Genomic DNA, 22,817 nt, shown 5'->3' with positions numbered 1-22,817 from the left:
CGAGGAGACGACGATGGCGTCGAGGTGGTTGCGTATTGGAAAGCTGGGCGCCGCGCTGGCGCTCATCGCGAGTCTCGCGGGCTGCGGCCTCGCGGCCGCGCCGTGCCGGGTGGCGTCGGCCGGGCTCAAGATCGTGCCGCTCGTCGGCCATGTCGCCGCGGCGCCGACCGATGCGTGCGCGGACGTGATCGATCCGTGATTCCGGCGGCCGGCGCGATTTCCCGCAGCCTGATAAACAATAACCGCGCGCCCGCCGATGGCGCGCTTCCACCCGTCTCGTGAGAGGACCTGCATGATTCGCCCAACCCTCGCCGCGCTTGCGCTCGCCGGCAGTGCCGTTTCCATCGCGCATGCCGCGCAACTGACCGTCGAAGAGATCGACGCCGACGCGCGCCAGCCTACCGTCTACCAGTGCGCGAACCACAAGGCGCCGGTGCGTGTGTCGTACTGGCTCGCGGGCAACGGCCAGAGCTTCGCGCTCGTGCCGGTCGACGGCAAGCAGATGCTGTTCGTCGACACGGTGTCGGGGTCGGGCGCGCGCTACCAGGCCGGCCGCTATACGTGGTGGACGAAAGGCAAGGAAGCGACGCTGCGCGACGAGATCGCTGACCCGAAGTCGCCGCCGCTGCTGGGCGATTGCGTGCAGGTCGAGAAGAAAAAGAAGAAGGGCTGAGCAGCGGGCGCGGAGCCTGTTCGCCCTGACCGGTTGCGCCGGGCTGAAGGCCCGTACGCGCGGCCGACGGCGGGCATCCCGATGCGAGATTGCGCGATCGAACCCCTGATATTTTTCATCCGCCGATACGGCTACGCCGATCGGCCAGCCGCTCGCCTCCGCAGGCCGGGGCAGACCCGCCGCGCGAACCGCCGTCGCGACCGTTCGCGGCGTTGTCACGGACAGATGCCCGCACGGTGCTACAATACGGCCCTTTCCGCCGGCATTCGCGCCGAACGGAGTCCGCACGGCCTGGCGTCCAGCGTTCGCATTGAACCGGTCCCAAGCGCCAGAGCGGCGCCGCGCGGCGCGCCGCGGCTCCGTCTATTTCCGAATTGTGATGAGCGCAGGCCCCGGCCGGCCTGACGCACGATGTCCCCGCCGCGCCTTTTGAGCGAAACGCCACCATGTCCGATTCTGTCGCCAAGCCCGTCGACGCAACCTTCGATCAATTCGGCCTTGCCCCCGATATCCTGAAAGCCATTGTCGAGCAGGGCTATACGACGCCGACGCCGATCCAGGCGCAGGCCATTCCGGTCGTGCTCGCCGGCCGCGACGTCATGGGCGCCGCGCAAACGGGCACCGGCAAGACCGCGAGCTTCTCGCTGCCGATCATCCAGCGCTTGCTGCCGCAAGCGAACACGAGCGCGTCCCCGGCGCGCCACCCGGTGCGGGCGCTGATCCTCACGCCGACCCGCGAACTCGCCGACCAGGTCGCCGCGAACGTGCACGCGTATGCGAAGCACACGTCGCTGCGCAGCGCGGTGGTGTTCGGCGGCGTCGACATGAACCCGCAATCGGCCGAACTGCGCCGCGGCGTCGAGATCCTGATCGCGACGCCGGGCCGCCTGCTCGACCACGTGCAGCAGAAGACGGCGAACCTCGGCCAGGTGCAGATCCTCGTGCTCGACGAAGCCGACCGGATGCTCGACATGGGCTTCCTGCCCGATCTGCAGCGCATCCTGAACCTGCTGCCGAAGGACCGTCAGACGCTGCTGTTCTCGGCCACGTTCTCGGGCGAAATCAAGAAGCTCGCATCGACCTACCTGCGTAACCCGCAGACGATCGAGGTCGCGCGCAGCAACTCGACGAACGCGAACGTCACGCAGATCGTCTACGACGTCGCGGAGGGCGACAAGCAGGCGGCCGTCGTGCAGTTGCTGCGCGATCGCGGCCTCAAGCAGGTGATCGTGTTCTGCAACAGCAAGATCGGCGCGAGCCGGCTCGCGCGCAATCTCGAGCGCGACGGCGTGGTCGCGTCGGCGATTCACGGCGACAAGACGCAGATCGAGCGGATGCAGGCGCTCGACGCGTTCAAGCGCGGCGAGATCGAAGCGCTGGTCGCGACCGACGTGGCCGCGCGCGGCCTCGACATCGCCGAGCTGCCGGCCGTGATCAACTTCGACCTGCCGTTCAGCGCGGAAGACTACGTGCACCGGATCGGCCGTACCGGCCGCGCGGGTGCGACGGGCGACGCGCTGTCGCTGTGCAGCCCGAACGAGCGCAAGCAGCTCGCCGATATCGAGAAGCTGATCAAGCGTCCGCTCGACGTGCAGACGCTTACGCTCGACAAGCCGGCGCGCCAGCGTCACGATGAACGTGGCGGCGAGCGCGGTGGCGAACGAGGTGGCGAGCGCGGCGGTCGGCGCGATCGCGACGAGCATCGCGGTGCATCGGGTCGCCGGTCGGGCAGCACCGAGCGCGGCGGCCATCATCGCCGCCACGAAGCGCCGGTCGATGATTTCTTCCTGAAGCCGTACGAGCCGTCGGCGTCCGCGAAGCAGCCGGACGACGCGCAGCCCGCGCAGCAGCCGGAAAAGAAAGGGCCGAAGCGCCAGGTCGCCGCGCTGCTCGGCGGCTTCGGGATGCCGCGCAAGCCGTCGGCGTAAGCCGGGCGGAGCGCAGCGGCGGCGCGTCGGCGCTGCCGGACAAGCGGGTGCATGCGACGAGCATGTGCCCGTTTTTCATTGGGCGACGCGATCGGGGCGGGGAGTGCGCGCGGCCGCGAAAGCTTGCCGCGTGCGGGATTGGATATTTTGATGCGGTGTCGCAGCGGACGAGGTGCTCCGGCTTCCGTCACGCTTTCATGCGGTCGGATGCGCCGCTGACGGATGCCGGAACGCAGTCGCTACGGGCCGGTGTCGCGCAGGCGGTTCAACCGGCGCGCGGCCCGAAGCGACGTGCCCACGCGTCGGTCGCGGCCGCGTAGAACGCGTCGATCGTATGGCCCGGTAGATCGCCGCCTTCCGCCAGACCGAGATGCGCTGCCGCCGCCCGCAGCGCCGGCAGCGGATCGTGGCGCTCGAGCGCCGTCGCGCCCGTCTGCTTGCTGAGCTTTTCGCCGTTCGCATCGACGACGACCGGCACGTGCAGGTATGCGGGCGTCGGCACGCCGACGCAGCGCTGCAGATAGATCTGGCGCGCGGTCGAATCGAGCAGGTCGGCGCCGCGCACGACGTGCGTGATACCGGCGTCGGCATCGTCGACGACGACCGCGAGCTGATACGCCCATTGGCCGTCCGCGCGTTTCAGCACGAAATCGCCGACTTCGGTCGCGAGGTTCTGCGATTGCGTGTGCTGCCAGCGGTCGTCGAACGTGACGACCGCGTCGCTGCCGTCCGGCACGCGCAGCCGCCATGCGCGTGCAGGCTTGCCGTGCAGGCCGGTGCGGCAGGTGCCCGGATACGCGAGCGTCGTGTGGCGTTCATGCGCGGCGCGCAGCGAATCGGCGATTTCCTTGCGCGTGCAGCCGCACGGATACACGCGCCCCGCCGCGACGAGCCGCTCGAGCGCGGCCGCGTAGGCCGCGTCGCGCGTACTCTGCCAGACGGGCGGTTCGTCGGGCGTCATCCCGAAATGCGCGAGCGTCGCGAGGATGTCGTCGGCCGCGCCGGGCACCGTGCGCGGGCCGTCGAGATCCTCGATGCGCACGAGCCAGATGCCGTCGTGCGCGCGTGCGTCGAGCCAGCTCGCGAGCGCGCCGACCAGTGAGCCGAAGTGCAGCGGCCCGGTGGGCGAGGGCGCGAAGCGGCCGCGATAGCCGGGGTTCATCGGCGGGGCGCGGTGAGACGTGGGGGAGGCGCGCCGTTACGCGGCGCTGGCTGCCTGCGCGCAGGCCGGGCACGACTGGCCGGGCACGTAGCTCGGCGATCGTTGCGCTTCCGGCGTGACGACCGCGCGACACGCGAAGCACGTGACGTTCTCGGTGGGCTGGAGTTGCGGATTCAGCGCGGTGCGGTAATCGAACACGAAGCAGTCGCCGTGATAGTGGGCGCCGCCGACTTCCTCGAAGTACTTCAGGATCCCGCCTTCGAGCTGGTACACGTTGTCGATGCCGATTTCCTTCATGTGGATCGCGGCTTTCTCGCAGCGGATGCCGCCGGTGCAGAACGACACGACCGTCTTGCCTTCGAGATCGGCGCGGTTCGCGTCGATCACTTCCGGGAATTCGCTGAACTTGTCGATCCGGTAGTCGAGCGCGTTGTCGAACGTGCCGACGTCGACTTCGAACGCGTTGCGCGTGTCGAGCATCACGACCGGGCGGCCCGTGTCGTCGTGGCCGCGGTCGAGCCACGTCTTCAGCGTGCGCGCATCGACGAACGGCGCGCGGCCGAGTTCCGGCTTGATCGCGGGCTTCTTCATCGTGATGATCTCGCGCTTCAGGCGCACGAGCATGCGGCGGAACGGCTGCGAGTCGGACAGGCTTTCCTTGAACTGCAGCGTCGCGAACTTGCCTTCGAACAGCGGATCGTGGCGGATGTACGCGATGAACGCGTCGGTGGCTTCGCGCGTGCCGGCGATGAACAGGTTGATGCCTTCCGGCGCGAGCAGGATCGTGCCGCGCAGGCCGAGTTCGTTGCAGCGGGCGGTGACGAGCGGACGCCATTGCTCGTTCGCGTCGAGCGACACGAAGTGGTAGGCGGCGAGGTTGACGATGGTCATGATGGTCCGACGGGAAAACGGCCGCACGGCGGCCCGCAAAAAAGGGTGCGAAGCCGGGGCGTTGATTCGAAAAACCGTATTATCCCGCAAACGGCGCGGGCATCGGTATCCGGCCGATCGGCCAGCCGCGCGACGCGTCGCCGCGTGCATCGGCCGAACGGCCAAAGCGGGCATTTTTTGGGCAGCCTGCGCGGCGAGGCGGCTACAATAGCGCCCATGTCAGATCCTCGCTTCGTCCATCTTCGCGTTCACTCCGAGTTCTCGATCGCCGACGGCATCGTGCGCATTGACGACATCGTCAAGGCGGCCGCCGCGGACGGTCAGGGCGCGCTCGCGCTCACCGATCTCGGCAACGCATTCGGTCTCGTCCGTTTCTACCAGGAAGCCCGCGGCAAGGGCATCAAGCCGATCGCCGGCTGCGACGTCTGGATTGCCAATCCGGACGACCGCGACAAGCCGTCGCGGCTGCTGCTGCTGGTCAAGGACAAGGTCGGTTACCTGAATCTCTGCGAGCTGCTGTCGAAGGCGTGGCTCACGAACCAGTACCGCGGCCGCGCGGAACTCGACGCGAGCTGGCTCGACGGCGAGCTCGCGCAGGGGCTGCTCGCACTGTCGGGCGCGCAGCAGGGCGATATCGGGCTCGCGCTGGCCGCGGGCAACGAAGAAGCCGCGCGCCGTCACGCCGAGCGCTGGGCGCGGGTGTTTCCGGGCGGCTTCTACATCGAGCTGCAGCGTTACGGCCAGCCGGGCGCCGAGGCATACATCCAGCAGGCCGCGACGCTCGCCGCGTCGCTGAAGCTGCCGGTCGTCGCGACGCACCCGACGCAGTTCATGACCGACGACGATTTCACCGCGCACGAGGCGCGCGTGTGCATCTCGGAAGGCGACATCCTCGCGAACCCGCGGCGCCAGAAGCGTTTCACGACCGACCAGTATTTCCGCACGCAGGACGACATGGCCGCGCTGTTCGCCGACCTGCCGTCGGCGATCGCGAACACGGTCGAGATCGCGAAGCGCTGCAACCTGAAGCTCGAGCTCGGCAAGCCGAAACTGCCGCTGTTCCCGACGCCGGACGGCATGTCGCTCGACGACTACCTGGTCCAGCTGTCGAAGGAAGGGCTCGAGACCCGCCTCGCGCAGTTGTATCCGGTCGAAGCCGAGCGCGACGCGCAGCGCGACACGTACTACAAGCGCCTCGAATTCGAGTGCGGGACCATCACGAAGATGGGCTTTCCCGGCTACTTCCTGATCGTCGCGGACTTCATCAACTGGGCGAAGAACAACGGCGTGCCGGTCGGCCCGGGCCGCGGCTCGGGCGCCGGCTCGCTGGTCGCGTACGCGCTCGGCATCACCGATCTCGATCCGCTGCGCTACAACCTGCTGTTCGAGCGCTTCCTGAACCCGGAACGCGTGTCGATGCCCGACTTCGACATCGACTTCTGCCAGCACGGCCGCGATCGCGTGATCCAGTACGTGAAGGAGAAATACGGCGCGGACGCCGTGTCGCAGATCGCCACGTTCGGCACGATGGCCGCGAAGGCGGCCGTGCGCGACATCGGCCGCGTGCTCGACCTCGGCTACATGTTCACCGACGGCGTCGCGAAGCTGATTCCGTTCAAGCCCGGCAAGCACGTGACGATTGCCGACGCGATGAAGGAAGAGCCGCAGCTGCAGGAGCGCTACGACCACGAGGACGAAGTCCACCAACTGCTCGATCTCGCGCAGCGCGTCGAGGGCTTGACGCGTAACGTCGGGATGCACGCGGGCGGCGTGCTGATCGCGCCCGGCAAGCTGACCGATTTCTGCCCGCTGTACACGCAGGGCGACGACGGCGGCGTGGTCAGCCAGTACGACAAGGACGACGTCGAAGCCGTCGGCCTCGTGAAGTTCGACTTTCTGGGCCTCACGACGCTGACGATCCTCGACTGGGCCGAGCGCTACATCCGCCGCCTCGATCCGTCGAAGGCCGACTGGTCGCTCGCGCAGGTGCCGCTCGACGATCCGGCGTCGTTCCAGATCCTGAAGAAGGCCAACACGGTCGCGGTGTTCCAGCTGGAAAGCCGCGGGATGCAGGGCATGCTGAAGGATGCGCAGCCCGACCGCTTCGAGGACATCATCGCGCTCGTGTCGTTGTACCGTCCGGGCCCGATGGACCTGATCCCGAGCTTCTGCGCACGCAAGCACGGGCGCGAGAAGGTCGACTATCCGGATCCGCGCGTCGAACCCGTCCTGAAAGAGACCTACGGCATCATGGTCTATCAGGAGCAGGTGATGCAGATGGCGCAGATCATCGGCGGCTATTCGCTCGGCGGCGCGGACTTGCTGCGTCGCGCGATGGGCAAGAAGAAGCCTGAGGAGATGGCCAAGCATCGCGAGATCTTCGCCGAGGGTGCGGCGAAGAACGGCCTCACGCGCGAGAAATCCGACGAGATCTTCGACTTGATGGAGAAGTTCGCGGGCTACGGCTTCAACAAGTCGCACGCGGCCGCGTATGCGCTGCTCGCGTATTACACCGCGTGGCTGAAGGCGCACCATCCGGCCGAATTCATGGCGGCCAACATGACGCTCGCGATGGACGACACCGACAAGGTGAAGATCCTGTTCGACGACTGCGTCGTGAACAACCTCGCCGTGCTGCCGCCGGACATCAACCAGTCGCATTACCGGTTCGAGCCGGTCGCGCAAGCCGACGGCAAGCGCTCGCGCACGATCCGCTACGGGCTCGGCGCGGTGAAGGGCAGCGGCCAGAACGCGATCGAGGAAATCCTGCGTGCGCGCGAGGAAAAGGCGTTCACCGACCTGTTCGACTTCTGCGAACGGATCGACCGGCGCGTCGTCAACCGCCGCACGGTCGAGGCGCTGATCCGCGCCGGCGCGTTCGACTCGCTGAACCCGAACCGTGCGCAGTTGATCGCGTCGGTGCCGCTCGCGATGGAAGCGGCCGACCAGGCCGAAGCGAACGCGATGCAGGCCGGGCTGTTCGACATGGGCGCCGAGTCGCCGCATGCGCACGCGCTCGTCGACGAACCCGCGTGGGACGACAAGCGCCGCCTGCAGGAAGAAAAGGCCGCGCTCGGCTTCTACCTGTCCGGTCATCTGTTCGACGCGTATCGCGAAGAAGTGCGCCGCTTCGTGCGACAGAAGGTCGGCGACCTGAAGGAAGGGCGCGACAAGCTCGTCGCCGGCATCATCGCGTCGCTGCGCACGCAGATGACCCAGCGCGGCAAGATGCTGATCGCGCTGCTCGACGACGGCTCCGGCCAGTGCGAGATCACGATCTTCAACGAACAGTTCGAGGCGAACAAGGCGCTGTTCAAGGAAGACGAGCTGCTGATCGTGCAGGGGCAGGCGCGCAACGACGCGTTTACCGGCGGCATTCGCTTCACCGCCGATACCGTGATGGATCTCGAACGCGCCCGTAGCCGCTATGCGCAGGCCGTGCGGCTGACGATGAACGGCAACGCCGACGCGCTCGCGCTGCGCCGCGTGCTCGAGCCGCACGTGTCGAACGACGATCCGGCCGCGGCGAACGTGGTCGAAGCGCCCGCGCCGCGCGGCGGGGGGCGCGATGGCGGTCGGCGCCCCCCGGCGCCGCTGCCGAACGGGCTTGCCGTCCAGATCCACTACAGCAACGCGCGCGCGCAAGGCGAAATGCGCCTGGGCGACGCGTGGCGCGTGAAGCCGAGCGACGTGCTGCTGGCGGATCTGCGCGCGGCGTTCGACGGCAGCGTCGTCGAAATCACGTACTGACCGCGCCCCGCTTCGGCGGCGGTCGCGCAGAGGCGGCCCGCCGCATCGCCATCGTGCGGTGCGGCGGGCCGTTTTTACGTGTGGCGGCAGCCGGGGTCTTGGGCTGGCCATCCGGACGCTATACAATCCCGCGCTGACCGTCCGAACGCGACGCGTGCCGCGGGTTCGCATGGCGAGCATCGCCGATAGCGCGCGTAAACAGGGGCGGGATCCGTGCGGCGTGCGGCAGCGCGCGGCACGGTAAGCCCTCGGACCAGGATGCCGTGGAACGGCCCGTCGCGACGATAAAAACTGATTGTCCCCACATGACCATGGCCAATGGAAACCCGCCGCAGCGGATCCTCGTGATCCGGATTGATTTTCTGGGCGACATGCTGTGCACGACGGCGTTTCTCGGCGCGCTGAAGGCGCGTTGGACGGGCGCGGAGCTGCATGTGGTCGCGAACCGCTACAACGCGGCCGCGCTGGCCGGAAACCCGGACGTGGATACGATCCACACCTACGTGTACAGCCGCCAGTGCGAGCGCAACGATCGTCCCGGCCGGATGCGCGCATTCCTCGACCGGCTGCGCCTCGTGCGCCGTCTGCGCCGCTTGCGGTTCGACCTCGTGATCGTGCCGAACGGCGGCATGCATCGCAGCAGCATGCAGTTCGCGCGCCAGCTTCGCGCGAAGGATTGCCGCTGGCACGATGCCGAGACCGAATTCGACGATCGCAAGCCCGAGCATGTCGCGCGGCGGCCGATGTGCCACGAAGCGTTGTCGGGCTTCCGGCTCGTGCCCGAACTCGGTTGCGCCGATCTCGATCGCCTCGCGCTGTCGGTGCATCCCGATCGCACGCTGCAGGAAACGTGGCATCGGCTGCTCGGCGCGCGCATGAGGCCGCGCGTCGGGCTGTTCGTGTCGAACAAGGCGGTCGAGCGCCGCTGGCCCGCCGACCGCTGGCGCGACCTCGGCGAGCGCCTCGCACCGGTCGCCGACGTGATCGTGTTTCGCGATCCGGCCATCGGCCACGCTGCCGAAGGCGAGTTGTGGCGCGACGTGAATGCACGGCATGTCGCACCTTCGTCGGTCGCCGAGCTGGTGGCGGCCGCGAGCCTGCTCGATGCGATCGTCTCGGCCGACAGCGCGCCCGTGCATCTTGCGTCGGCGCTCGGCGTACCGGTGGCCGCCCTGTTCGAGGATCGTCCCGAGAAATACCTGCGCTGGCATCCGCTCGGCGTGCCGCACGTGATCCTGCGCGCGGGCCCGACCGTCGACGCGATCGGTATCGATGCGGTCGAGCGCGCGGTGCGCCACCTGCTGCCGCAGGCCGGCCATCGCGACGAAGCCGCGGCCGGTACGGCGCTCGCGCAACCGGCCGCCGCCACGTCACCTGCGATCGCGCCGATCGCATCGTAGCGCCGGGCGCGTCGTGCGGCCGCGTCCCGCACGACGCTGCGCCGGCGGGGCCGCATCGCGGCAGCCTGTGCGGCCGGTGCGCGATGCCGCGCCGGCTGCTGCAAAATCCTGTACATTGCCAGCCTTGTTCAGCCAGCCAGACGATCACCGTGGCCCTGTTTTCCTCCGCCCGTCCGCCCAGAACCATCCTCGTTGCCGCGCCGCGCCGTATCGGCGACGTGCTGCTGACGACACCGCTCGTCCGGTCGCTGAAGGCCCGCTGGCCGGACGCGCAGATCGACATGCTGGTGTTTCGCGGCACCGAGGGCGTGCTCGAGCACAATCCGGACGTGCGGCGCGTGATCGTGGTCGCGCAGCGCGCGGGGTTCGGCGAGCGGCTGCGCGACGCGCTGTCGATGTGGCGCCGCTACGATCTCGCGTGCGCGGCGCTGAGTTCCGACCGGCCGCGTTTCTACAGCTGGTTCGCCGGTCGCAAGCGGGTCGGCCTCGTCGACCCGAACCGCGTCACGTGGCTCACGCGGATGATGCTGAACGGGATCGCGATCAATCACCATGAATCCGCACATACGGTCGTCAGTACGCTCGCGCTTGCGCCGGTGATCGGCATCGAGCCGGTGTCCGAGGTCGTCGCGCCCGGCATCGGCGACGATCCCGCGCGGCGCGCACGTTTCGACGCGTGGCTCGCCGAGTCGCCCGCGATCCGCGCCGGCAAGCCGCTGGTCGTGCTGCATCCGTATCCGATGTTCCGCTACAAGCAATGGCGGCTCGACGGCTGGGTCGAGATGATCGGCTGGTTGCGCGAGCAGGGCTTCGCGGTCGCGCTGTCGGGCGGCCCGGCCGATCGCGAGCGCGAGTATGCGGAGCAGGTCGCGAGCGAGGCGGGTGGCGACGTGCTGAACCTGGTCGGCCGCCTGACGTTCGGCGAGAGCGCGGAGCTCGTGCGGCGCGCGCGGCTCTTCATCGGGCCCGACACCGGCGCGACGCACGTCGCGGCCGCGACCGGCACCGACACGATCGCGCTGTTCGGGCCGTCCGACCCCGTGCGCTGGGGGCCGTGGCCGCAGCACTGGCCCGCGACCGAGAATCCGTGGTCGCTGCGCGGCTCGGGCCGGCACGGGAACGTGTGGCTGCTGCAAGGGGAAGGCGACTGCGTGCCGTGCCGGCACGAAGGCTGCGAGCGTCATGTCGACAGCCGCAGCGACTGCCTCGTTCATCTCAGTGCGCAGCGCGTGAAGGCCGCGGCAGCCGAGATGCTCGGGCTGAATCCGCCGGGCCCGGCCGACATCGTCGTCGACACGTCGCGGCTGCACCGCACCGGATCCGACTGACGCGCGGCAAGCGCGCGTTTTTCTTCGTTCGCAGGGGGCGTGTTTCGCGGAGAGCCGCGCGGCTCGCCCGCATCGGCGGTGGATGTCCGCTGCCCCGAACCCGGCCGGGCAGGGCAGCGGAACGTATGCCGGCGTGCGTTACACGCTGCGCCGGATCGCCGACGTTTCGCGCGGCAGGGCTTCGCCGCGTTCGCCGCAACCGAGCAGGATGCCGGCCAGCAGCACGATCAAGTGCCCTTCGGCGAAATCCAGCAGCAGCGAATTCGCGAGGCTGCCGATCGCGAAGATCGCGAGCCACCCGAGCAGCAAGTGCTGCGAGCGCGGATCGAGCGTACGGCTGCCGCGCGCGATCTGCACGATCAGGTTGACGAACAGCAGCAGGCCGATCGTACCGAGCTGCACGGCCATCAGCAGGTATTCATTGTGCGGGTTCGACGTGAGCTGCCCTTCGGCGGCCGTCTTGCCGGCCGTGAGCCTCTCGAATTCGGATTCGAGGCCGCCCGCACCGTAGCCGATCACCGGGCGCTGCCGATACAGCTCCAGCCCCTTCTTGTACCACTCGAGGCGCAGCCCGGTCGACGTGGCCGCATCGCTCTGCCGGTATTGCTGCACTTCCGTCACGACCTTCGTCAGCCGGCCGTTGTGGACCGTGCATGCAGCAACCACGAGCGCGACGCCCGCCAGGACGAGCACGCCGGCGGCAAGCCCCGCGCGCAGCGCGGACTGCCGGCGCAGCAACAGCACGAAACGCACCGCGACGACGAGGATCAGCAGCAGCGCGATGACCTGTCCCGTGCGTCCCTGCAGCATCACGAACACGTTGACGAGCGACCACGCGGCGACGCCCGCATAGGCGGCGCGCGACAGCGCCGTGCGGGCCGCGAGCGCGAGATCGGCCGCCTGGTAGAACAGCAGCGCGCCGAACATGCCGGCCGCGATGTGGTTCTTGAACACCCACGCGCGCGACAGCGGCAGTTGGGTCGCATACGCCGGCCCGATCGCGGTGAGCCCGAGATAGTTGGTCGTCGACAGCAGCAGGATCACGCACAGCGTGCCGAACCAGCAGCGCCGCACGAACGGCGCCCAGTTCGAATGACGGAACGCGAGCACGGCGAATGGCAGCAGCAGCAGCTTGTCGTACTTCGCGACCCAGTTCCACGCCTTGTGATGCGGTGCGACCGTATAGGTGACGCTCGCGGCCAGCGCGGCCAGGATCAGCAGCGCCGCGAGCGAAGCCGGGTCGGCGACGAACGAGCGCAGGTCGCGCCAGAACTCGGGGGAGATCACGAGCGCGGCGGCGAACAGCCCGCAGAACACGTTGGTCAGCGCGGTCGAAACGGGCACCATGCAGAGCGCGGCGACGGCGAATGCGCGGGCGGCGGTCAGGCGCCGCGTGGCGGGAGCGGAAAACGAAAGCATCGGAACCTGTCGTATGGACGAATGCGGCTTGCGGGCATCTGCGCCGCGTCGCTTATCCCGGCGAGAGACCCGGGACGAACGGCGCAGTATACGCGAAGCAGGGCAGGTTTCCGTGCGGTTTTCGGGGCGGGATCAGCTGAACGCGCGCTTGATCCGCGAGCGCAGCAGCGCGCGCTTGAGGCGGCCTTCCACCACCGGTGTATCGAGCGCGATCTGCGTGCCGAGCGGCTCGCCGCGATGCAGGTAGTAGCGGTCGAACGTCGCCTGCGTCATGCCCCATTTGTTCAGGAACTGGCGGCGGCCGTCGTTCTTGACGATCTTGCCGGTGCTCTTCTGCTGGAAGTGGTACACGAGGCTTTCGCCGACGCCGACGAAGATCCGGCAACCGGCGTCCCAGAATTTCATCGAGAAGTCGTTGTCGCTGCTCATGCCCGGCGACAGCTCGCTGCTGTAGCCGCCGATGCGGTTCCACCAGTCGCGGTGCACGAGCGTCGGCGGCCAGGTCGAGCCGAGCCAGTCGGCACGCACCAGCTTCGGAGTCGCGGCGACGAGGCCCGCCGCGTCGAACTGCTCGGCGTCGCGGCCGAAATTGCTGACGACCACGCACGGGTTGCGCGTGTCGACCGGCTCGACCATCGTGCCCGACAGCATGAACAGGTCGGTGGGCATCTGTTCGATGCGGCGCACGAGCGCCGTGTCCCAGCCCGGGCAGCAGAACATGTCGTCGTTCATGTAGACCACGTAGTCGCGCGTGGCGCGCGCGGCGGCCAGGTTGACCGCATGGCAGATGCCGATGTTGGTCGGCGACGCGGTGTGTTCGATCCCTTCGTTGCGCACCCAGTCGAGGGTGCCGTCCGAGCCGTCGTTCACGTGCACGATGATCTGGTGGTCGTACGCGGAATGCCGGCGCAGGCTGTCGACGACGAGCTTGAGGTACGGCAGGTTGTTCCAGGTCGGGATGATGATGGAGAACATGGCGGTCGGATTCGGTGGTCGTCGTGACGGGCGGCGCGCAGCGCGGCCGCTCGGGCGGGCACGCACGGTGCGCGCAACCCGGCATTGTAACGCCGCGCCGATCGCGCACCGGGCGGGTGCCTAGCGTGTCGGCTCGTGACCGAGCTTCAGGAAGCGGTAGTACACGGTTTCCGCGTTGAACACCGCGATCATGAAGCCCGCGCGGCCGTCGAGGAACCCGCGCCGCAGCACGTAGGTTCGCACGAACGCCCACGCGCCGCGGCCGAGCGCCTTGCCGAAGCCGCCGCGCTGGCCGGCCGCGCGGCGCTGGCGCGCGCCGGCCGTCGAATACGCGTCGAGCTTGCGCACGACCGTTTCGAAATCCTCGTACGAGTAGTGCATCAGCTTGCCGGTCAGGCGCTGCGCGGCGGTATCGAATACGAGGCGCTCGTGCACGAGATCGTCCGAGAACCGTGCGGTGCCGCGCCGGAACAGCCGCGGCACCCAGTCCGGATACCAGCCGCTGTGATGGATCCACTGGCCGCAGAAGCTCGACAGCCGGTCGAGCGCATAGACCTGCGCGGCCGGCGCGCGGATCGCGTCGCGGATCGACCGCGCGAGTTCCGGCGTGACGATTTCGTCGGTATCGAGCGACAGGATCCAGTCGGTGCCGAGCGCGTCGAGCGCGCGGTTCTTCTGCGGGCCGAAGCCCGGCCAGTCGCGCTCGACGATCACGCGCGCGCCGTGCGCCTGCGCGATCGCGACGGTATCGTCGGTGCTGCCGCCGTCGATCACGACGACGTCGTCGGCGAACGACAGCGCATCGAGACACTGCGCGAGCCGCGCGGATGCGTTGAGGGCGATGAGGGCGACGCCGAGGGAGGGTTCAGCCATGAAATCGTCGGAAAGGCGGAGAAAACGGTGAGCGGCAGTATACCTTCGGCCCGGCCGCGGCCCGCATCGGCGACGGGCGTGCCCGCGGGGGCGGTGCAGCTATAATGTTGAGCCCTTTCCGGCACCCGCCCGACGGGGCGCACACCCGGGCGGCCACGCGCCGGGCGCCGCATCGCGGCTCAAGAAGGATTGCCTTGGAAACCCAGAACACTCTTCGCAAACCGATGGACGGCACCGGCACGTCGCCGCTCACGGTCCTCAAGCGCCTGTGGCCGTACATCCGGCCGCTCGTCGGCATCGTGGTGCTCGCCGTGATGACGATGGGCGTCGTCGCGGCCACCGAAGCCGGCATTCCGGCGCTGCTCAAGCCGCTGCTCGACCACGGCTTCGGCTCGCACGGCAGCGACAGCGCGAAATGGTACGTGCCGATCGCGGTGATCGGCCTCGCGCTGGTGCGCGGCGTCTCGCAGTACACGTCGAATTACCTGCTCAACTACGTATCGAACCGCATCCTGCTGCAGCTGCGGCTCGAAATGTTCCAGCGGATGCTCCACACGGGCGCGTCGTTCTTCCAGCGCGAAACCGCGAGCACGGTAATCAACGCGATCGTGTTCGAGGTCAACCAGATCCTGTCGGTGCTGACGGGCGTGATGGTCACGCTCGTGCGCGACTCGCTGACGGTGATCTTCCTGCTCGGCTACCTGTTCTACCTGAACTGGCGGCTCACGCTGATCGTCGCGGTGATCCTGCCGGGCATCGGCTGGCTCGTCAGCAAGATCAACCGCCGGCTGCGCCGCCTGAACCGCGAGCACCAGACGCTGACCAACGAACTGTCGTACATCGTCGAGGAGACGGTCGGCGGCTACAAGGTCGTCAAGGTGCACAACGGCGAAGCGTACGAGATGGACCGCTTCACGACGATGAGCAAGCGCCTGCGCGGCTATGCGATGCGCATGACGATCTCGGGCGGCCTCGCGCAGCCGCTCACGCAGTTCCTCGCGTCGATCGCGCTCGCGGTCGTGATCACGATCGCGGTCGTGCAGTCGTCGAACGACCAGACGACGGTCGGCGGCTTCGTCGCGTTCGTCACGTCGATGCTGCTGGTGATCTCGCCGCTCAAGCACCTGATCGACGTCAACCAGCCGCTGCAGCGCGGGATGACGGCCGCCGAGCTGATCTTCGGGCTGATCGACGAGCCGGCCGAGCCGCAAGGCGGCGGGCGGCCGCTGTCGCACGCGCGCGGCGAGATCGAGTTCCGCTCCGTGTCGTTCGATTACGGCGCGGCCGAACGGCCGACGCTCGACCGCATCTCGTTCAAGGTCGCGCCGGGCGAAATGATCGCGCTCGCCGGCCCGTCCGGGAGCGGCAAGACGACGCTCGTGAACCTGCTGCCGCGCTTCTTCGACCCGACGGACGGCACGATCCTGGTCGACGGCGTGCCGGTTGCCGACTACGATCTTCACGCGCTGCGCAGCCAGATGGCGATGGTGAGCCAGGACGTCGTGCTGTTCAACGACACGATCGCCGCGAACGTCGCCTACGGGCAGACGCCCGACCGCGCGCGCGTGCAGGCCGCGCTCGAGGCCGCGAACCTCGCCGACGCGGTCGCCGCGATGCCCGACGGGCTCGATACGCTGGTGGGCGGCAACGGGATGCGGTTGTCCGGCGGCCAGCGCCAGCGGCTCGCGATTGCGCGCGCGATCTACAAGGACGCGCCGATCCTGATCCTCGACGAAGCGACGTCGGCGCTCGATTCGGAGTCGGAGCGCCACGTGCAGGCCGCGCTCGAGCGGCTGATGGAAGGCCGGACGACGCTGGTGATCGCGCACCGGCTGTCGACGATCGAGCGCGCGGACCGCATCCTCGTGCTCGAGTCCGGCAAGATCGTCGAGGAGGGCAGCCACGACGAACTGCTGCGCCACGGCGGCCTCTACGCGCACCTGCACCGGATCCAGTACCAGCAGCAGGCGGCGTGACGCGCGGTCATGCGGCCGGCCGTGTGCTAGTCTTCATCGGGCAAGCCCGGTCGTTTCTTGTTCGACGTGACACCACGGAGGGAAGGACAATGAAGAGGATGCACGGCACGATGCTGGCCGCACTGATCGCGGCCGGCTGCGCCGCCACCACGGCGATGGCGCAGGATCACGGCAACCACGGCAATCGCGATGACCACGGCGGCCCCGGCATGCATCGCGGGCATGGCCCGAAACACGTGCCGCCCGGCCACGCGATGCATCGCGACGACGTGCCGCCGCGCTGGGCCGACGGGCCGCGCCGCGACTGGCACAAGGGCGACCGGCTGCCGGACGAATTCCGCGATCGTCAATACGTGGTCGACGACTGGCGCGGCTACCACCTGAGTGCGCCGCCGCGCGGCTATCACTGGGTCGGCGTCGGCGGCGACTACCTGCTCGTGCAGATCGGCTCGGGCATCGTGCTGCGGGTCGGTCCGTAACCGCCCGGCCCGTCACCCGTCACCGTCACGCAGCGTTCCGATCGTTCATCCGGCTGCCGGGCGCGTTGCCCGGCGCCGCGTTACTTTGCCGCCGCGCGGCGGAACCAGCGCCGCTCGATGCTCGACATCGCCCAGCACACGCCCAGCGCGCACACGGTGCCGAGCGTCACTTCGCCGAACCGGATCAGCGGAACGTCCCACAGCGGGCCGTTGCCGGGGAACAGCAGCACGATCGTCGCGGTCACGCCGCCGAGCCGTGCCGCGCTGCCGATGTTCAGGCACCAGCAGCAGACGATCACGACCGCGACCGTGATCGCATACGCGACGAGGCGATCGCCGCCCAACGCCGCACCGGCGAAGCCCAGGGCGCCGCCGACCATCGCACCGATGAACTGGTCGCGCGACAGCGACATCGTGTCCGAGTAGTTGTGCTGCGTGACGGCGATCGCGGTGATCGCCGCCCACACCGCCTGCTCGCTATGCACCGCGCGGCCGATCGCATACGCGAGGCACGCGCCGCACACGGCCTGCACCGCCATCAGCCCGCCTTGCGCGAGCCGCTCGCTGAATGACAGCCCCTTGAACAGATCGAAGATCGACTGCTGGATCTGCTGGCGGGCTTCGTTGAGTGTCCTGATCGTATCCATCGTGCATCGGCCAAGAAGCGGGTAGCGGCGGCGCGCCGCCGTCAATGCGCCTGTTCGGGCGAGGCGGGCGCCGGTTCGTCGGCTGTCGCGTCGCCGTTGTCGACGCGCGTTTCGGGCATCACGAGCCAGACCAGCAGCACCGCGAGCGCGCCTGCCGCGGCGAGCCCGAAGAAACTGACCGCGTTGCCGAAGTGATCGGCGACGTAGCCGGCCACGGCCGTGCTGAGCGTCGCGCCGATCCCGGCCGCGAGCCCGAACAGCCCGATACACAGGTTGTAGCGGCCCTTACCGCCCGCGACGTCGGCCGCGATCAGCGGCAGCATCACGCCGAACACGGCCGCGCTGATGCCGTCGAGCATCTGCACCGGCACGAGCAGGTACGGGCTGCTGACGCCGGCGAACAGCAACGCGCGCACCGGCAGCGCGGAGAAGCCGAGCAGCAGGATCGGCCGGCGCCCCCAGCGCTGCGCGGAACGGCCGACCCACGGCGACAGCATCGCGACGATCGCCTGCGGCACGATGATGCACGCGGCGATCACGAGCTGCACGTTCTCGCCCATCCCGGCCGTGACTTCGCCGGCCGCGAGGTTCAGCATCGCGGCGTTCGACAGGTGGAACAGCACGACACAGGCCGCGAAGATCAGCATCCGGCGATCGCGCAGCAGTTCGAGCAGCGTTTCGCGCTCGCCGGCTTCGTCGACGTCGTCAGGCTTCGACGACTGCGGAATCACCTGGTGCGTCGGCTGGATCATCGCGAGCGCGAACAGCGCGGGCAGCGCCAGCACGGCGGTCAGCCAGAACACCGCGCGCGCGGAGAAGTATTCGCCGGTGAGCCCCATCAGGCCCGCCGCGACCGCGCTGCCGATCGACGCCCAGCGCGCGTTGCGGCCGAGCCGGTCGCCGAGGTCGGCGCGGCCGACGAGCGAGAACGAGATCGCGGCCATCGCCGGCACCAGCATGCAGCTCGCAAAACCGTGGAACACTTCGGCGGCGATTACCGGCACGATCGTCGGGCTCGACGCGAGCAGCACCGCGGACAGGATGATGGCCGCGATCGCCCACGCGGCCGCGCCCTTCTTGTTCTTCAGCGCATCGACGGCCGCGCCGCCCGGCACCTGGCTGACCATCGCGCTGATCGTGCCGATCGACAGCACCATGCCGATCTCGCCCTGCGTCCACTTGTGCGACGCGAGGTAGGACGCGATGAACGGACCGAACCCGGTTTGAACGTTTGCAACGAAAAAGTTGAGCCAGTCGAGGGCCCGGAGACTGCGAACGCTGACGGAATGCTTGATCGTCATCGGGTGGCACTCGCAGACGAAGCCGGCACCGCTGCCGCCGGGGCAACGGGCGGGAAAACCGCGACGATCGGCTTGTCGGCCGCGTACGGCGGCGCTGCCTTGATCTGCGCGTCGTTCAGGTCGAGCTGCGGGTGCAGCGCCTTGTCGCGCGTGACGAAGCGCAGCGCGCCCCAGCTCGCGGCGATCGAACGGCGGTCGGTATTGACGAGCCCGCCGAGGTCGAGCACGACGGCCTGCGGTTGCGCGCCGCGGTCGATCAGCACGTCGACGATCCGGCCGATCTTCGTGCCGTTCGGGCGTTCGACATCGCTGTCGAGCATCGGCAGCCGCGTCGCCGGCGACGCCGCAGCCGAGCCCGACAGCGGCACGGCCTTCGGCCGCGCGGCCGGCGGCAGGTCGCCCGACGGCACGTCGAGCACGATCGGCTCCTGTTTGCCGCCCGGCGTGAAGCGGAACACGTTCCACGGGAAGATGACCTTGCGGTCGCCGATCCCCATGAAGCCTTGCAGGTTGACGATCATCTCGCGCGGCTTGCCGCCCGCGTCGACCACCATGTCGACCGCGCGGCCGACCACCTTGCCGTTGCGGCGCGCGACTTCGCTGTCGAGCAGCGCATGGATCTGGGTGCGGTCGAGCGCGCGCGTCGCGACGAGCGGCGGGGGCGGAGGCGGCGGCGGGGTCGGCGATTCGGGGCGCTGCACGGGCTTCGGCCGCGCCACTTCGCGGTGCGGCTTCTTCGGCGCTTCCGGTTCCTCCGGTTGCGTCGGCGCGGGCACCGGCGGCATCGTCAGCGGCTCGCCGGCGGTTTCCTCGACAGGCTCGACGAGCGCCTCGCTGATCGGCGCGGGCGGGTTCTGGACCGGCAGCAGCCCGCAGCCGGACAGCAGCGCGGCGACGGCGACGATCAGGAAGACCGTCGAGGACGGCAACGACTTGCGGGATGCGGGAAACGGGAGTCCGCCGCTCATTGACACTCACTCCATGGGTCGGGGCGGCCCGAGGGCACGCGGCTGGCGATGGATGGCGGGTGCGGGCGGCGCACCACGCGAGGGTGAGAGTTTAACGTGTCTTGCTTTCAGGACCGATATCGATGGCGGGTTGCAGGCGGACCGTCGGGAAAAGGAAGGGATCGGAGGCCGTCGCGGGCGGCTCCGGCGACTGATCGACGACGATGCGGGCGCCGGCGCTGCTACCGTCGGTGCGTTGGCTCAACGCGCCGAGCTGCCGCACGCGGACAGCAACGAGAGCGCCGCAACGCCGGCGGCCATCATGATCATTCTGCAGAAACGACGTCGACCTGGCCCGCCGTGGTGGCGGGGCGCTGCCTGAAGGCAGCGTCAAACCGGGAGATCAGGCGTCCGGATACCACGCGTCGGCGAATTCGCTGACCTGGACGTCCTTCAGCTCCGGACGCGCGGCCAGCCACCCGCGCACGAGCTCGCGATCGGCGTCGGTCGTCGTGCCGCGCGGCGCGCCGGAGATCACGTACGCGCCGATGCCTTCGTCCGCGGACGCGACGGTCAGCAGCCCGTTCGCTTCGACGAAGTCGATGAACGCATCGATCAACTGGCCGCGCTCGAGGTCGGTCATGTCGTTGCGGTAATGCGCGGTGGCGTTGAACGAGAGTTCCTGGAATTCGCCGATGTGGAGTTTCTTGCGCTGGCGGCGGTTGTAGCGTGTGCTCATGGTGTGTGACGAGTGAACGAGAGGTGGGAAAGGATAGCGCGGCGGATGGCGCGCGCACCCTGTCGACGTGCGGCATGGGCGAGGCTGGAGGCGAAAGAGGGCGTATCGCGGGACCGTTCCCGAAACTGTTCTTAAACAATTGCGCGATGCGCCTTTCGCCGTGCGGCCTGGTCAAGCGGCCTATTACACGCTTGACCGAATGATACAGGGATGGCGAGCGTGTTCGGCTTTGCTAAGGTCTGCGGTCATTCGAACAACCACGAGGGCCGTATGTCGAACAATCGCTATGCGTACGAGGGGCGCGAGGATCTCACGCCGCGAGCAGTCATCATGTTCAGCACGGTGCGCCGGTGTAACGCCGTCGCCAAACCAGAAGCCAGGGTGTTCTGATCGTGCCGACCGATACGTGGGAAAAGCTGGCCTCATTTGCACGCGAAGAGCTTGGTCGACCGCTGTTCGGCGGTCAGTTGAGGATCGAACCATCGTCGCGCCTCGAAGAGGATCTGCGCGTGACGGGAGTCGACGCAGTCGAGTTCATCGACAAATGGGCAGAAACATTCGGTGTGCAGGCCTCCGAGTTTCCTTACGACCGCTATTTCGGTCCTGAGGGCCAAGACATGGTGACGACGTTTCTCGCGCTGTTTTCGGAGCGTTACCGTAAGCCGCCGCGCGTGCCACTTACGCTCGCCATGCTGGAAGAAGCGATGCGTCTCGGCCGATGGGATACCGAAGCGATCGAGCGCTTCGCCCGGGAAGCGCCCGACGACGAATAGCCATTCGGCGATGCATGCAGGTCGAGGTTGCGCGAAATCCGCGCTGCGCCGGGCACGCTTCGCACAACCTTGCACGAGCCCACCGTTACATCAGCACGATGTCGTACTGCTCCTGGCTCAGATTCGACTCGACCTGCAGCGACACCGGTTTGCCGATGAAGTCGATCAGCATTGCCAGATGCTGCGATTCTTCGTCGAGGAACAGGTCGATCACCTGCTGCGCGGCGATCACGCGAAACTCGCGCGGGTTGAATTGGCGCGATTCGCGCAGAATCTCGCGCAGGATGTCGTAGCACACGGTGCGCGACGTCTTCACCTGGCCCTTGCCCTGGCAGGTCGGGCACGGTTCGCACAGCACGTGCGCGAGCGATTCGCGCGTGCGCTTGCGCGTCATCTCGACGAGTCCGAGCTGCGAGAAGCTGTTGACCGTCACGCGCGTGCGGTCGCGCGACAGCGCCTTCTTCAGCTCGGACAGCACCGCGTCGCGATGCTCGGCGTTCTCCATGTCGATGAAGTCGATGATGATGATCCCGCCGAGGTTGCGCAGCCGCAGCTGCCGCGCGATCGTGTGCGCGGCCTCGAGGTTGGTCTTGAAGATCGTGTCGTCGAAGTTGCGCGCGCCGACATAGCCGCCCGTGTTCACGTCGATCGTCGTCATCGCCTCGGTCTGGTCGATCATCAGGTAACCGCCCGACTTCAGGTCGACGCGGCGCGACAGCGCGCGCTGGATCTCCGTCTCGATGTTGTACAGGTCGAACAGCGGCCGCTCGCCCGTGTAGTGATGCAGCTTCGGACTCACGGCCGGCGTGAACTCGCCCGCGAATTCCGACAGGCGCTGGTAGGTCTCGCGCGAATCGACCTGGATGCGCGTCGTGTCGTCGTTCGCGAAATCGCGCAGCACGCGCTGCGCGAGATCGAGATCCTGGTACAGCAGGCTCGTCGCCGGCAGCCGCTGCGCCTGCGCGACGATCGTCGCCCAGGTCTTGCGCAGGTACGCGACGTCGCCGGCCAGTTCGTCGGAGGTCGCATCCTCGGCGATCGTGCGCACGATGTAGCCGCCTTTCTCGTCCGGCGGGATCACGGCGGTCAGGCGCGCGCGCACGGCCTCGCGCTCGGCCTCGCTCTCGATCTTCTGCGAGATGCCGATATGCGGCTCCTGCGGCAGGTAGACGAGCGTGCGGCCCGCGATGCTGACCTGCGTCGACAGCCGCGCGCCTTTCGTGCCGATCGGATCCTTGATCACCTGCACCATCAGCGTCTGGCCTTCGAACACGATCTTCTCGATCGGCTGGTGCGGCGCGCCCGACTGCGGCTCGCCCGCGAGGCGCGGATGCCAGATGTCGGCGACGTGCAGGAACGCCGCGCGCTCGAGGCCGATGTCGATGAACGCCGACTGCATGCCGGGCAGCACGCGCACGACCTTGCCGAGATAGATGTTGCCGACCCGTCCGCGCGACAGCGTCCGCTCGACGTGAAGCTCCTGCACCGCACCTTGCTGGACGAGTGCGACGCGCGTTTCCTGCGGCGTTAGGTTGATCAGGATTTCTTCGTTCATG

At 68.3% G+C, this 22,817-nt stretch carries 21 protein-coding genes; 10 read left to right on the top strand and 11 right to left on the bottom strand.

Features of this window, described 5'->3' with window-relative positions:
- Positions 1-13: 13 nt before the first annotated feature.
- The 3 genes from KR541_RS12010 (at position 14) to KR541_RS12000 (ending at position 2,601) form a co-directional block, all read left to right on the top strand.
- Positions 14-199 carry a DUF6726 family protein gene (locus KR541_RS12010; protein ID WP_050016351.1) on the top strand — a complete coding sequence of 62 codons (186 nt, stop codon included), beginning with the start codon at positions 14-16 and terminating at the stop codon, positions 197-199.
- Positions 200-292: 93 nt separating this feature from the next.
- Positions 293-673, top strand: coding sequence for an MliC family protein (locus KR541_RS12005; protein ID WP_050016353.1), 381 nt, complete (start codon positions 293-295; stop codon positions 671-673).
- 446 nt (positions 674-1,119) lie between these two features.
- Entirely contained in the window at positions 1,120-2,601 is a 1,482-nt protein-coding gene (locus KR541_RS12000; RefSeq protein WP_216089550.1) for a DEAD/DEAH box helicase, read from the top strand.
- A gap of 265 nt (positions 2,602-2,866) precedes the next feature.
- Here KR541_RS12000 and gluQRS read toward each other — a convergent pair whose 3' ends face one another.
- Both gluQRS and KR541_RS11990 read right to left on the bottom strand, forming a co-directional pair.
- On the bottom strand, positions 2,867-3,763 hold the full coding sequence (gene gluQRS, locus KR541_RS11995) for a tRNA glutamyl-Q(34) synthetase GluQRS (protein ID WP_050016356.1): 897 nt from the start codon (positions 3,761-3,763) through the stop codon (positions 2,867-2,869).
- Between the two features lie 36 nt (positions 3,764-3,799).
- Positions 3,800-4,654 (bottom strand): sulfurtransferase, encoded by an 855-nt coding sequence (locus KR541_RS11990; RefSeq protein ID WP_050016357.1) that lies wholly within the window; start codon positions 4,652-4,654, stop codon positions 3,800-3,802.
- A 216-nt stretch (positions 4,655-4,870) separates the two neighbouring features.
- Between KR541_RS11990 and dnaE the strand changes: the two genes are divergently transcribed.
- The 3 genes from dnaE to KR541_RS11975 all read left to right on the top strand — a co-directional run bounded on the left by dnaE (position 4,871) and on the right by KR541_RS11975 (position 11,132).
- Positions 4,871-8,404 (top strand): DNA polymerase III subunit alpha, encoded by a 3,534-nt coding sequence (gene dnaE, locus KR541_RS11985; protein WP_050016359.1) that lies wholly within the window; start codon positions 4,871-4,873, stop codon positions 8,402-8,404.
- Positions 8,405-8,715: 311 nt separating this feature from the next.
- Positions 8,716-9,804 (top strand): glycosyltransferase family 9 protein, encoded by a 1,089-nt coding sequence (locus KR541_RS11980; protein WP_050016509.1) that lies wholly within the window; start codon positions 8,716-8,718, stop codon positions 9,802-9,804.
- 149 nt (positions 9,805-9,953) lie between these two features.
- On the top strand, positions 9,954-11,132 hold the full coding sequence (locus tag KR541_RS11975) for a glycosyltransferase family 9 protein (RefSeq protein ID WP_050016362.1): 1,179 nt from the start codon (positions 9,954-9,956) through the stop codon (positions 11,130-11,132).
- Positions 11,133-11,270: 138 nt separating this feature from the next.
- Here KR541_RS11975 and KR541_RS11970 read toward each other — a convergent pair whose 3' ends face one another.
- From KR541_RS11970 to KR541_RS11960, 3 genes are all read right to left on the bottom strand, one after another.
- Entirely contained in the window at positions 11,271-12,551 is a 1,281-nt protein-coding gene (locus KR541_RS11970; RefSeq protein WP_050016364.1) for an O-antigen ligase family protein, read from the bottom strand.
- Between the two features lie 132 nt (positions 12,552-12,683).
- On the bottom strand, positions 12,684-13,526 hold the full coding sequence (locus KR541_RS11965) for a glycosyltransferase family 2 protein (RefSeq protein WP_050016365.1): 843 nt from the start codon (positions 13,524-13,526) through the stop codon (positions 12,684-12,686).
- A 120-nt stretch (positions 13,527-13,646) separates the two neighbouring features.
- Entirely contained in the window at positions 13,647-14,399 is a 753-nt protein-coding gene (locus KR541_RS11960; RefSeq protein WP_050016370.1) for a glycosyltransferase family 2 protein, read from the bottom strand.
- A gap of 224 nt (positions 14,400-14,623) precedes the next feature.
- Between KR541_RS11960 and msbA the strand changes: the two genes are divergently transcribed.
- Entirely contained in the window at positions 14,624-16,375 is a 1,752-nt protein-coding gene (gene msbA, locus KR541_RS11955) for a lipid A export permease/ATP-binding protein MsbA (protein WP_050016372.1), read from the top strand.
- An 89-nt stretch (positions 16,376-16,464) separates the two neighbouring features.
- Positions 16,465-16,854 carry an RcnB family protein gene (locus KR541_RS11950; RefSeq protein ID WP_050016374.1) on the top strand — a complete coding sequence of 130 codons (390 nt, stop codon included), beginning with the start codon at positions 16,465-16,467 and terminating at the stop codon, positions 16,852-16,854.
- Between the two features lie 80 nt (positions 16,855-16,934).
- On the opposite strand, the gene KR541_RS11945 is transcribed toward KR541_RS11950, so the two are convergent.
- The 5 genes from KR541_RS11945 to KR541_RS11925 all read right to left on the bottom strand — a co-directional run bounded on the left by KR541_RS11945 (position 16,935) and on the right by KR541_RS11925 (position 20,488).
- Entirely contained in the window at positions 16,935-17,501 is a 567-nt protein-coding gene (locus tag KR541_RS11945) for an FUSC family protein (protein ID WP_124631394.1), read from the bottom strand.
- 41 nt (positions 17,502-17,542) lie between these two features.
- Complete coding sequence (locus KR541_RS11940; RefSeq protein WP_050016379.1) at positions 17,543-18,802, bottom strand: MFS transporter; 1,260 nt, start codon at positions 18,800-18,802, stop codon at positions 17,543-17,545.
- Positions 18,799-19,770 carry a PRC-barrel domain-containing protein gene (locus tag KR541_RS11935; protein WP_089488694.1) on the bottom strand — a complete coding sequence of 324 codons (972 nt, stop codon included), beginning with the start codon at positions 19,768-19,770 and terminating at the stop codon, positions 18,799-18,801. The genes KR541_RS11940 and KR541_RS11935 overlap by 4 nt, the downstream gene beginning before the upstream one ends.
- A 91-nt stretch (positions 19,771-19,861) precedes the next feature.
- On the bottom strand, positions 19,862-20,014 hold the full coding sequence (locus tag KR541_RS11930) for a hypothetical protein (RefSeq protein ID WP_160300526.1): 153 nt from the start codon (positions 20,012-20,014) through the stop codon (positions 19,862-19,864).
- 138 nt (positions 20,015-20,152) lie between these two features.
- The gene (locus KR541_RS11925; protein WP_050016383.1) at positions 20,153-20,488 is read right to left on the bottom strand and encodes a YggL 50S ribosome-binding family protein; all 336 of its coding nucleotides are present in this window, start codon (positions 20,486-20,488) and stop codon (positions 20,153-20,155) included.
- A 210-nt stretch (positions 20,489-20,698) separates the two neighbouring features.
- On the opposite strand from KR541_RS11925, the gene KR541_RS11920 reads away from it, so the two are divergent.
- Positions 20,699-20,878: a hypothetical protein gene (locus tag KR541_RS11920; protein ID WP_050016386.1), complete on the top strand. Its 180-nt coding sequence runs from the start codon at positions 20,699-20,701 to the stop codon at positions 20,876-20,878.
- 2 nt (positions 20,879-20,880) lie between these two features.
- On the top strand, positions 20,881-21,261 hold the full coding sequence (locus KR541_RS11915) for a DUF1493 family protein (protein ID WP_050016388.1): 381 nt from the start codon (positions 20,881-20,883) through the stop codon (positions 21,259-21,261).
- A gap of 85 nt (positions 21,262-21,346) precedes the next feature.
- Here the strand turns inward: KR541_RS11915 and rng are convergent, their stop codons facing one another.
- Positions 21,347-22,816, bottom strand: coding sequence for a ribonuclease G (rng, locus tag KR541_RS11910; protein ID WP_050016390.1), 1,470 nt, complete (start codon positions 22,814-22,816; stop codon positions 21,347-21,349).
- Position 22,817 lies beyond the last annotated feature (1 nt).

Origin of the sequence: Burkholderia sola (genome assembly GCF_905400185.1) — a bacterium.
GTDB classification, from domain to species: Bacteria; Pseudomonadota; Gammaproteobacteria; order Burkholderiales; family Burkholderiaceae; genus Burkholderia; species Burkholderia sola.
The sequence above is the reverse complement of the archived record's forward strand: the minus strand, read 5'-3'. Positions and strand labels throughout refer to the sequence as shown.

What these genes read in the sequence shown, in the direction of transcription:
- KR541_RS12010 (WP_050016351.1), top strand. Translation starts at nt 14, where the DNA reads ATGGCGTCGAGGTGGTTGCGTATTGGAAAGCTGGGCGCCGCGCTGGCG.
- KR541_RS12005 (WP_050016353.1), top strand. Translation starts at nt 293, where the DNA reads ATGATTCGCCCAACCCTCGCCGCGCTTGCGCTCGCCGGCAGTGCCGTT.
- KR541_RS12000 (WP_216089550.1), top strand. Translation starts at nt 1,120, where the DNA reads ATGTCCGATTCTGTCGCCAAGCCCGTCGACGCAACCTTCGATCAATTC.
- gluQRS (WP_050016356.1), bottom strand. Translation starts at nt 3,763, where the DNA reads ATGAACCCCGGCTATCGCGGCCGCTTCGCGCCCTCGCCCACCGGGCCG.
- KR541_RS11990 (WP_050016357.1), bottom strand. Translation starts at nt 4,654, where the DNA reads ATGACCATCGTCAACCTCGCCGCCTACCACTTCGTGTCGCTCGACGCG.
- dnaE (WP_050016359.1), top strand. Translation starts at nt 4,871, where the DNA reads ATGTCAGATCCTCGCTTCGTCCATCTTCGCGTTCACTCCGAGTTCTCG.
- KR541_RS11980 (WP_050016509.1), top strand. Translation starts at nt 8,716, where the DNA reads ATGGCCAATGGAAACCCGCCGCAGCGGATCCTCGTGATCCGGATTGAT.
- KR541_RS11970 (WP_050016364.1), bottom strand. Translation starts at nt 12,551, where the DNA reads ATGCTTTCGTTTTCCGCTCCCGCCACGCGGCGCCTGACCGCCGCCCGC.
- KR541_RS11965 (WP_050016365.1), bottom strand. Translation starts at nt 13,526, where the DNA reads ATGTTCTCCATCATCATCCCGACCTGGAACAACCTGCCGTACCTCAAG.
- KR541_RS11960 (WP_050016370.1), bottom strand. Translation starts at nt 14,399, where the DNA reads ATGGCTGAACCCTCCCTCGGCGTCGCCCTCATCGCCCTCAACGCATCC.
- msbA (WP_050016372.1), top strand. Translation starts at nt 14,624, where the DNA reads ATGGACGGCACCGGCACGTCGCCGCTCACGGTCCTCAAGCGCCTGTGG.
- KR541_RS11950 (WP_050016374.1), top strand. Translation starts at nt 16,465, where the DNA reads ATGAAGAGGATGCACGGCACGATGCTGGCCGCACTGATCGCGGCCGGC.
- KR541_RS11945 (WP_124631394.1), bottom strand. Translation starts at nt 17,501, where the DNA reads ATGGATACGATCAGGACACTCAACGAAGCCCGCCAGCAGATCCAGCAG.
- KR541_RS11940 (WP_050016379.1), bottom strand. Translation starts at nt 18,802, where the DNA reads ATGACGATCAAGCATTCCGTCAGCGTTCGCAGTCTCCGGGCCCTCGAC.
- KR541_RS11935 (WP_089488694.1), bottom strand. Translation starts at nt 19,770, where the DNA reads ATGAGCGGCGGACTCCCGTTTCCCGCATCCCGCAAGTCGTTGCCGTCC.
- KR541_RS11925 (WP_050016383.1), bottom strand. Translation starts at nt 20,488, where the DNA reads ATGAGCACACGCTACAACCGCCGCCAGCGCAAGAAACTCCACATCGGC.
- KR541_RS11920 (WP_050016386.1), top strand. Translation starts at nt 20,699, where the DNA reads ATGGCGAGCGTGTTCGGCTTTGCTAAGGTCTGCGGTCATTCGAACAAC.
- rng (WP_050016390.1), bottom strand. Translation starts at nt 22,816, where the DNA reads ATGAACGAAGAAATCCTGATCAACCTAACGCCGCAGGAAACGCGCGTC.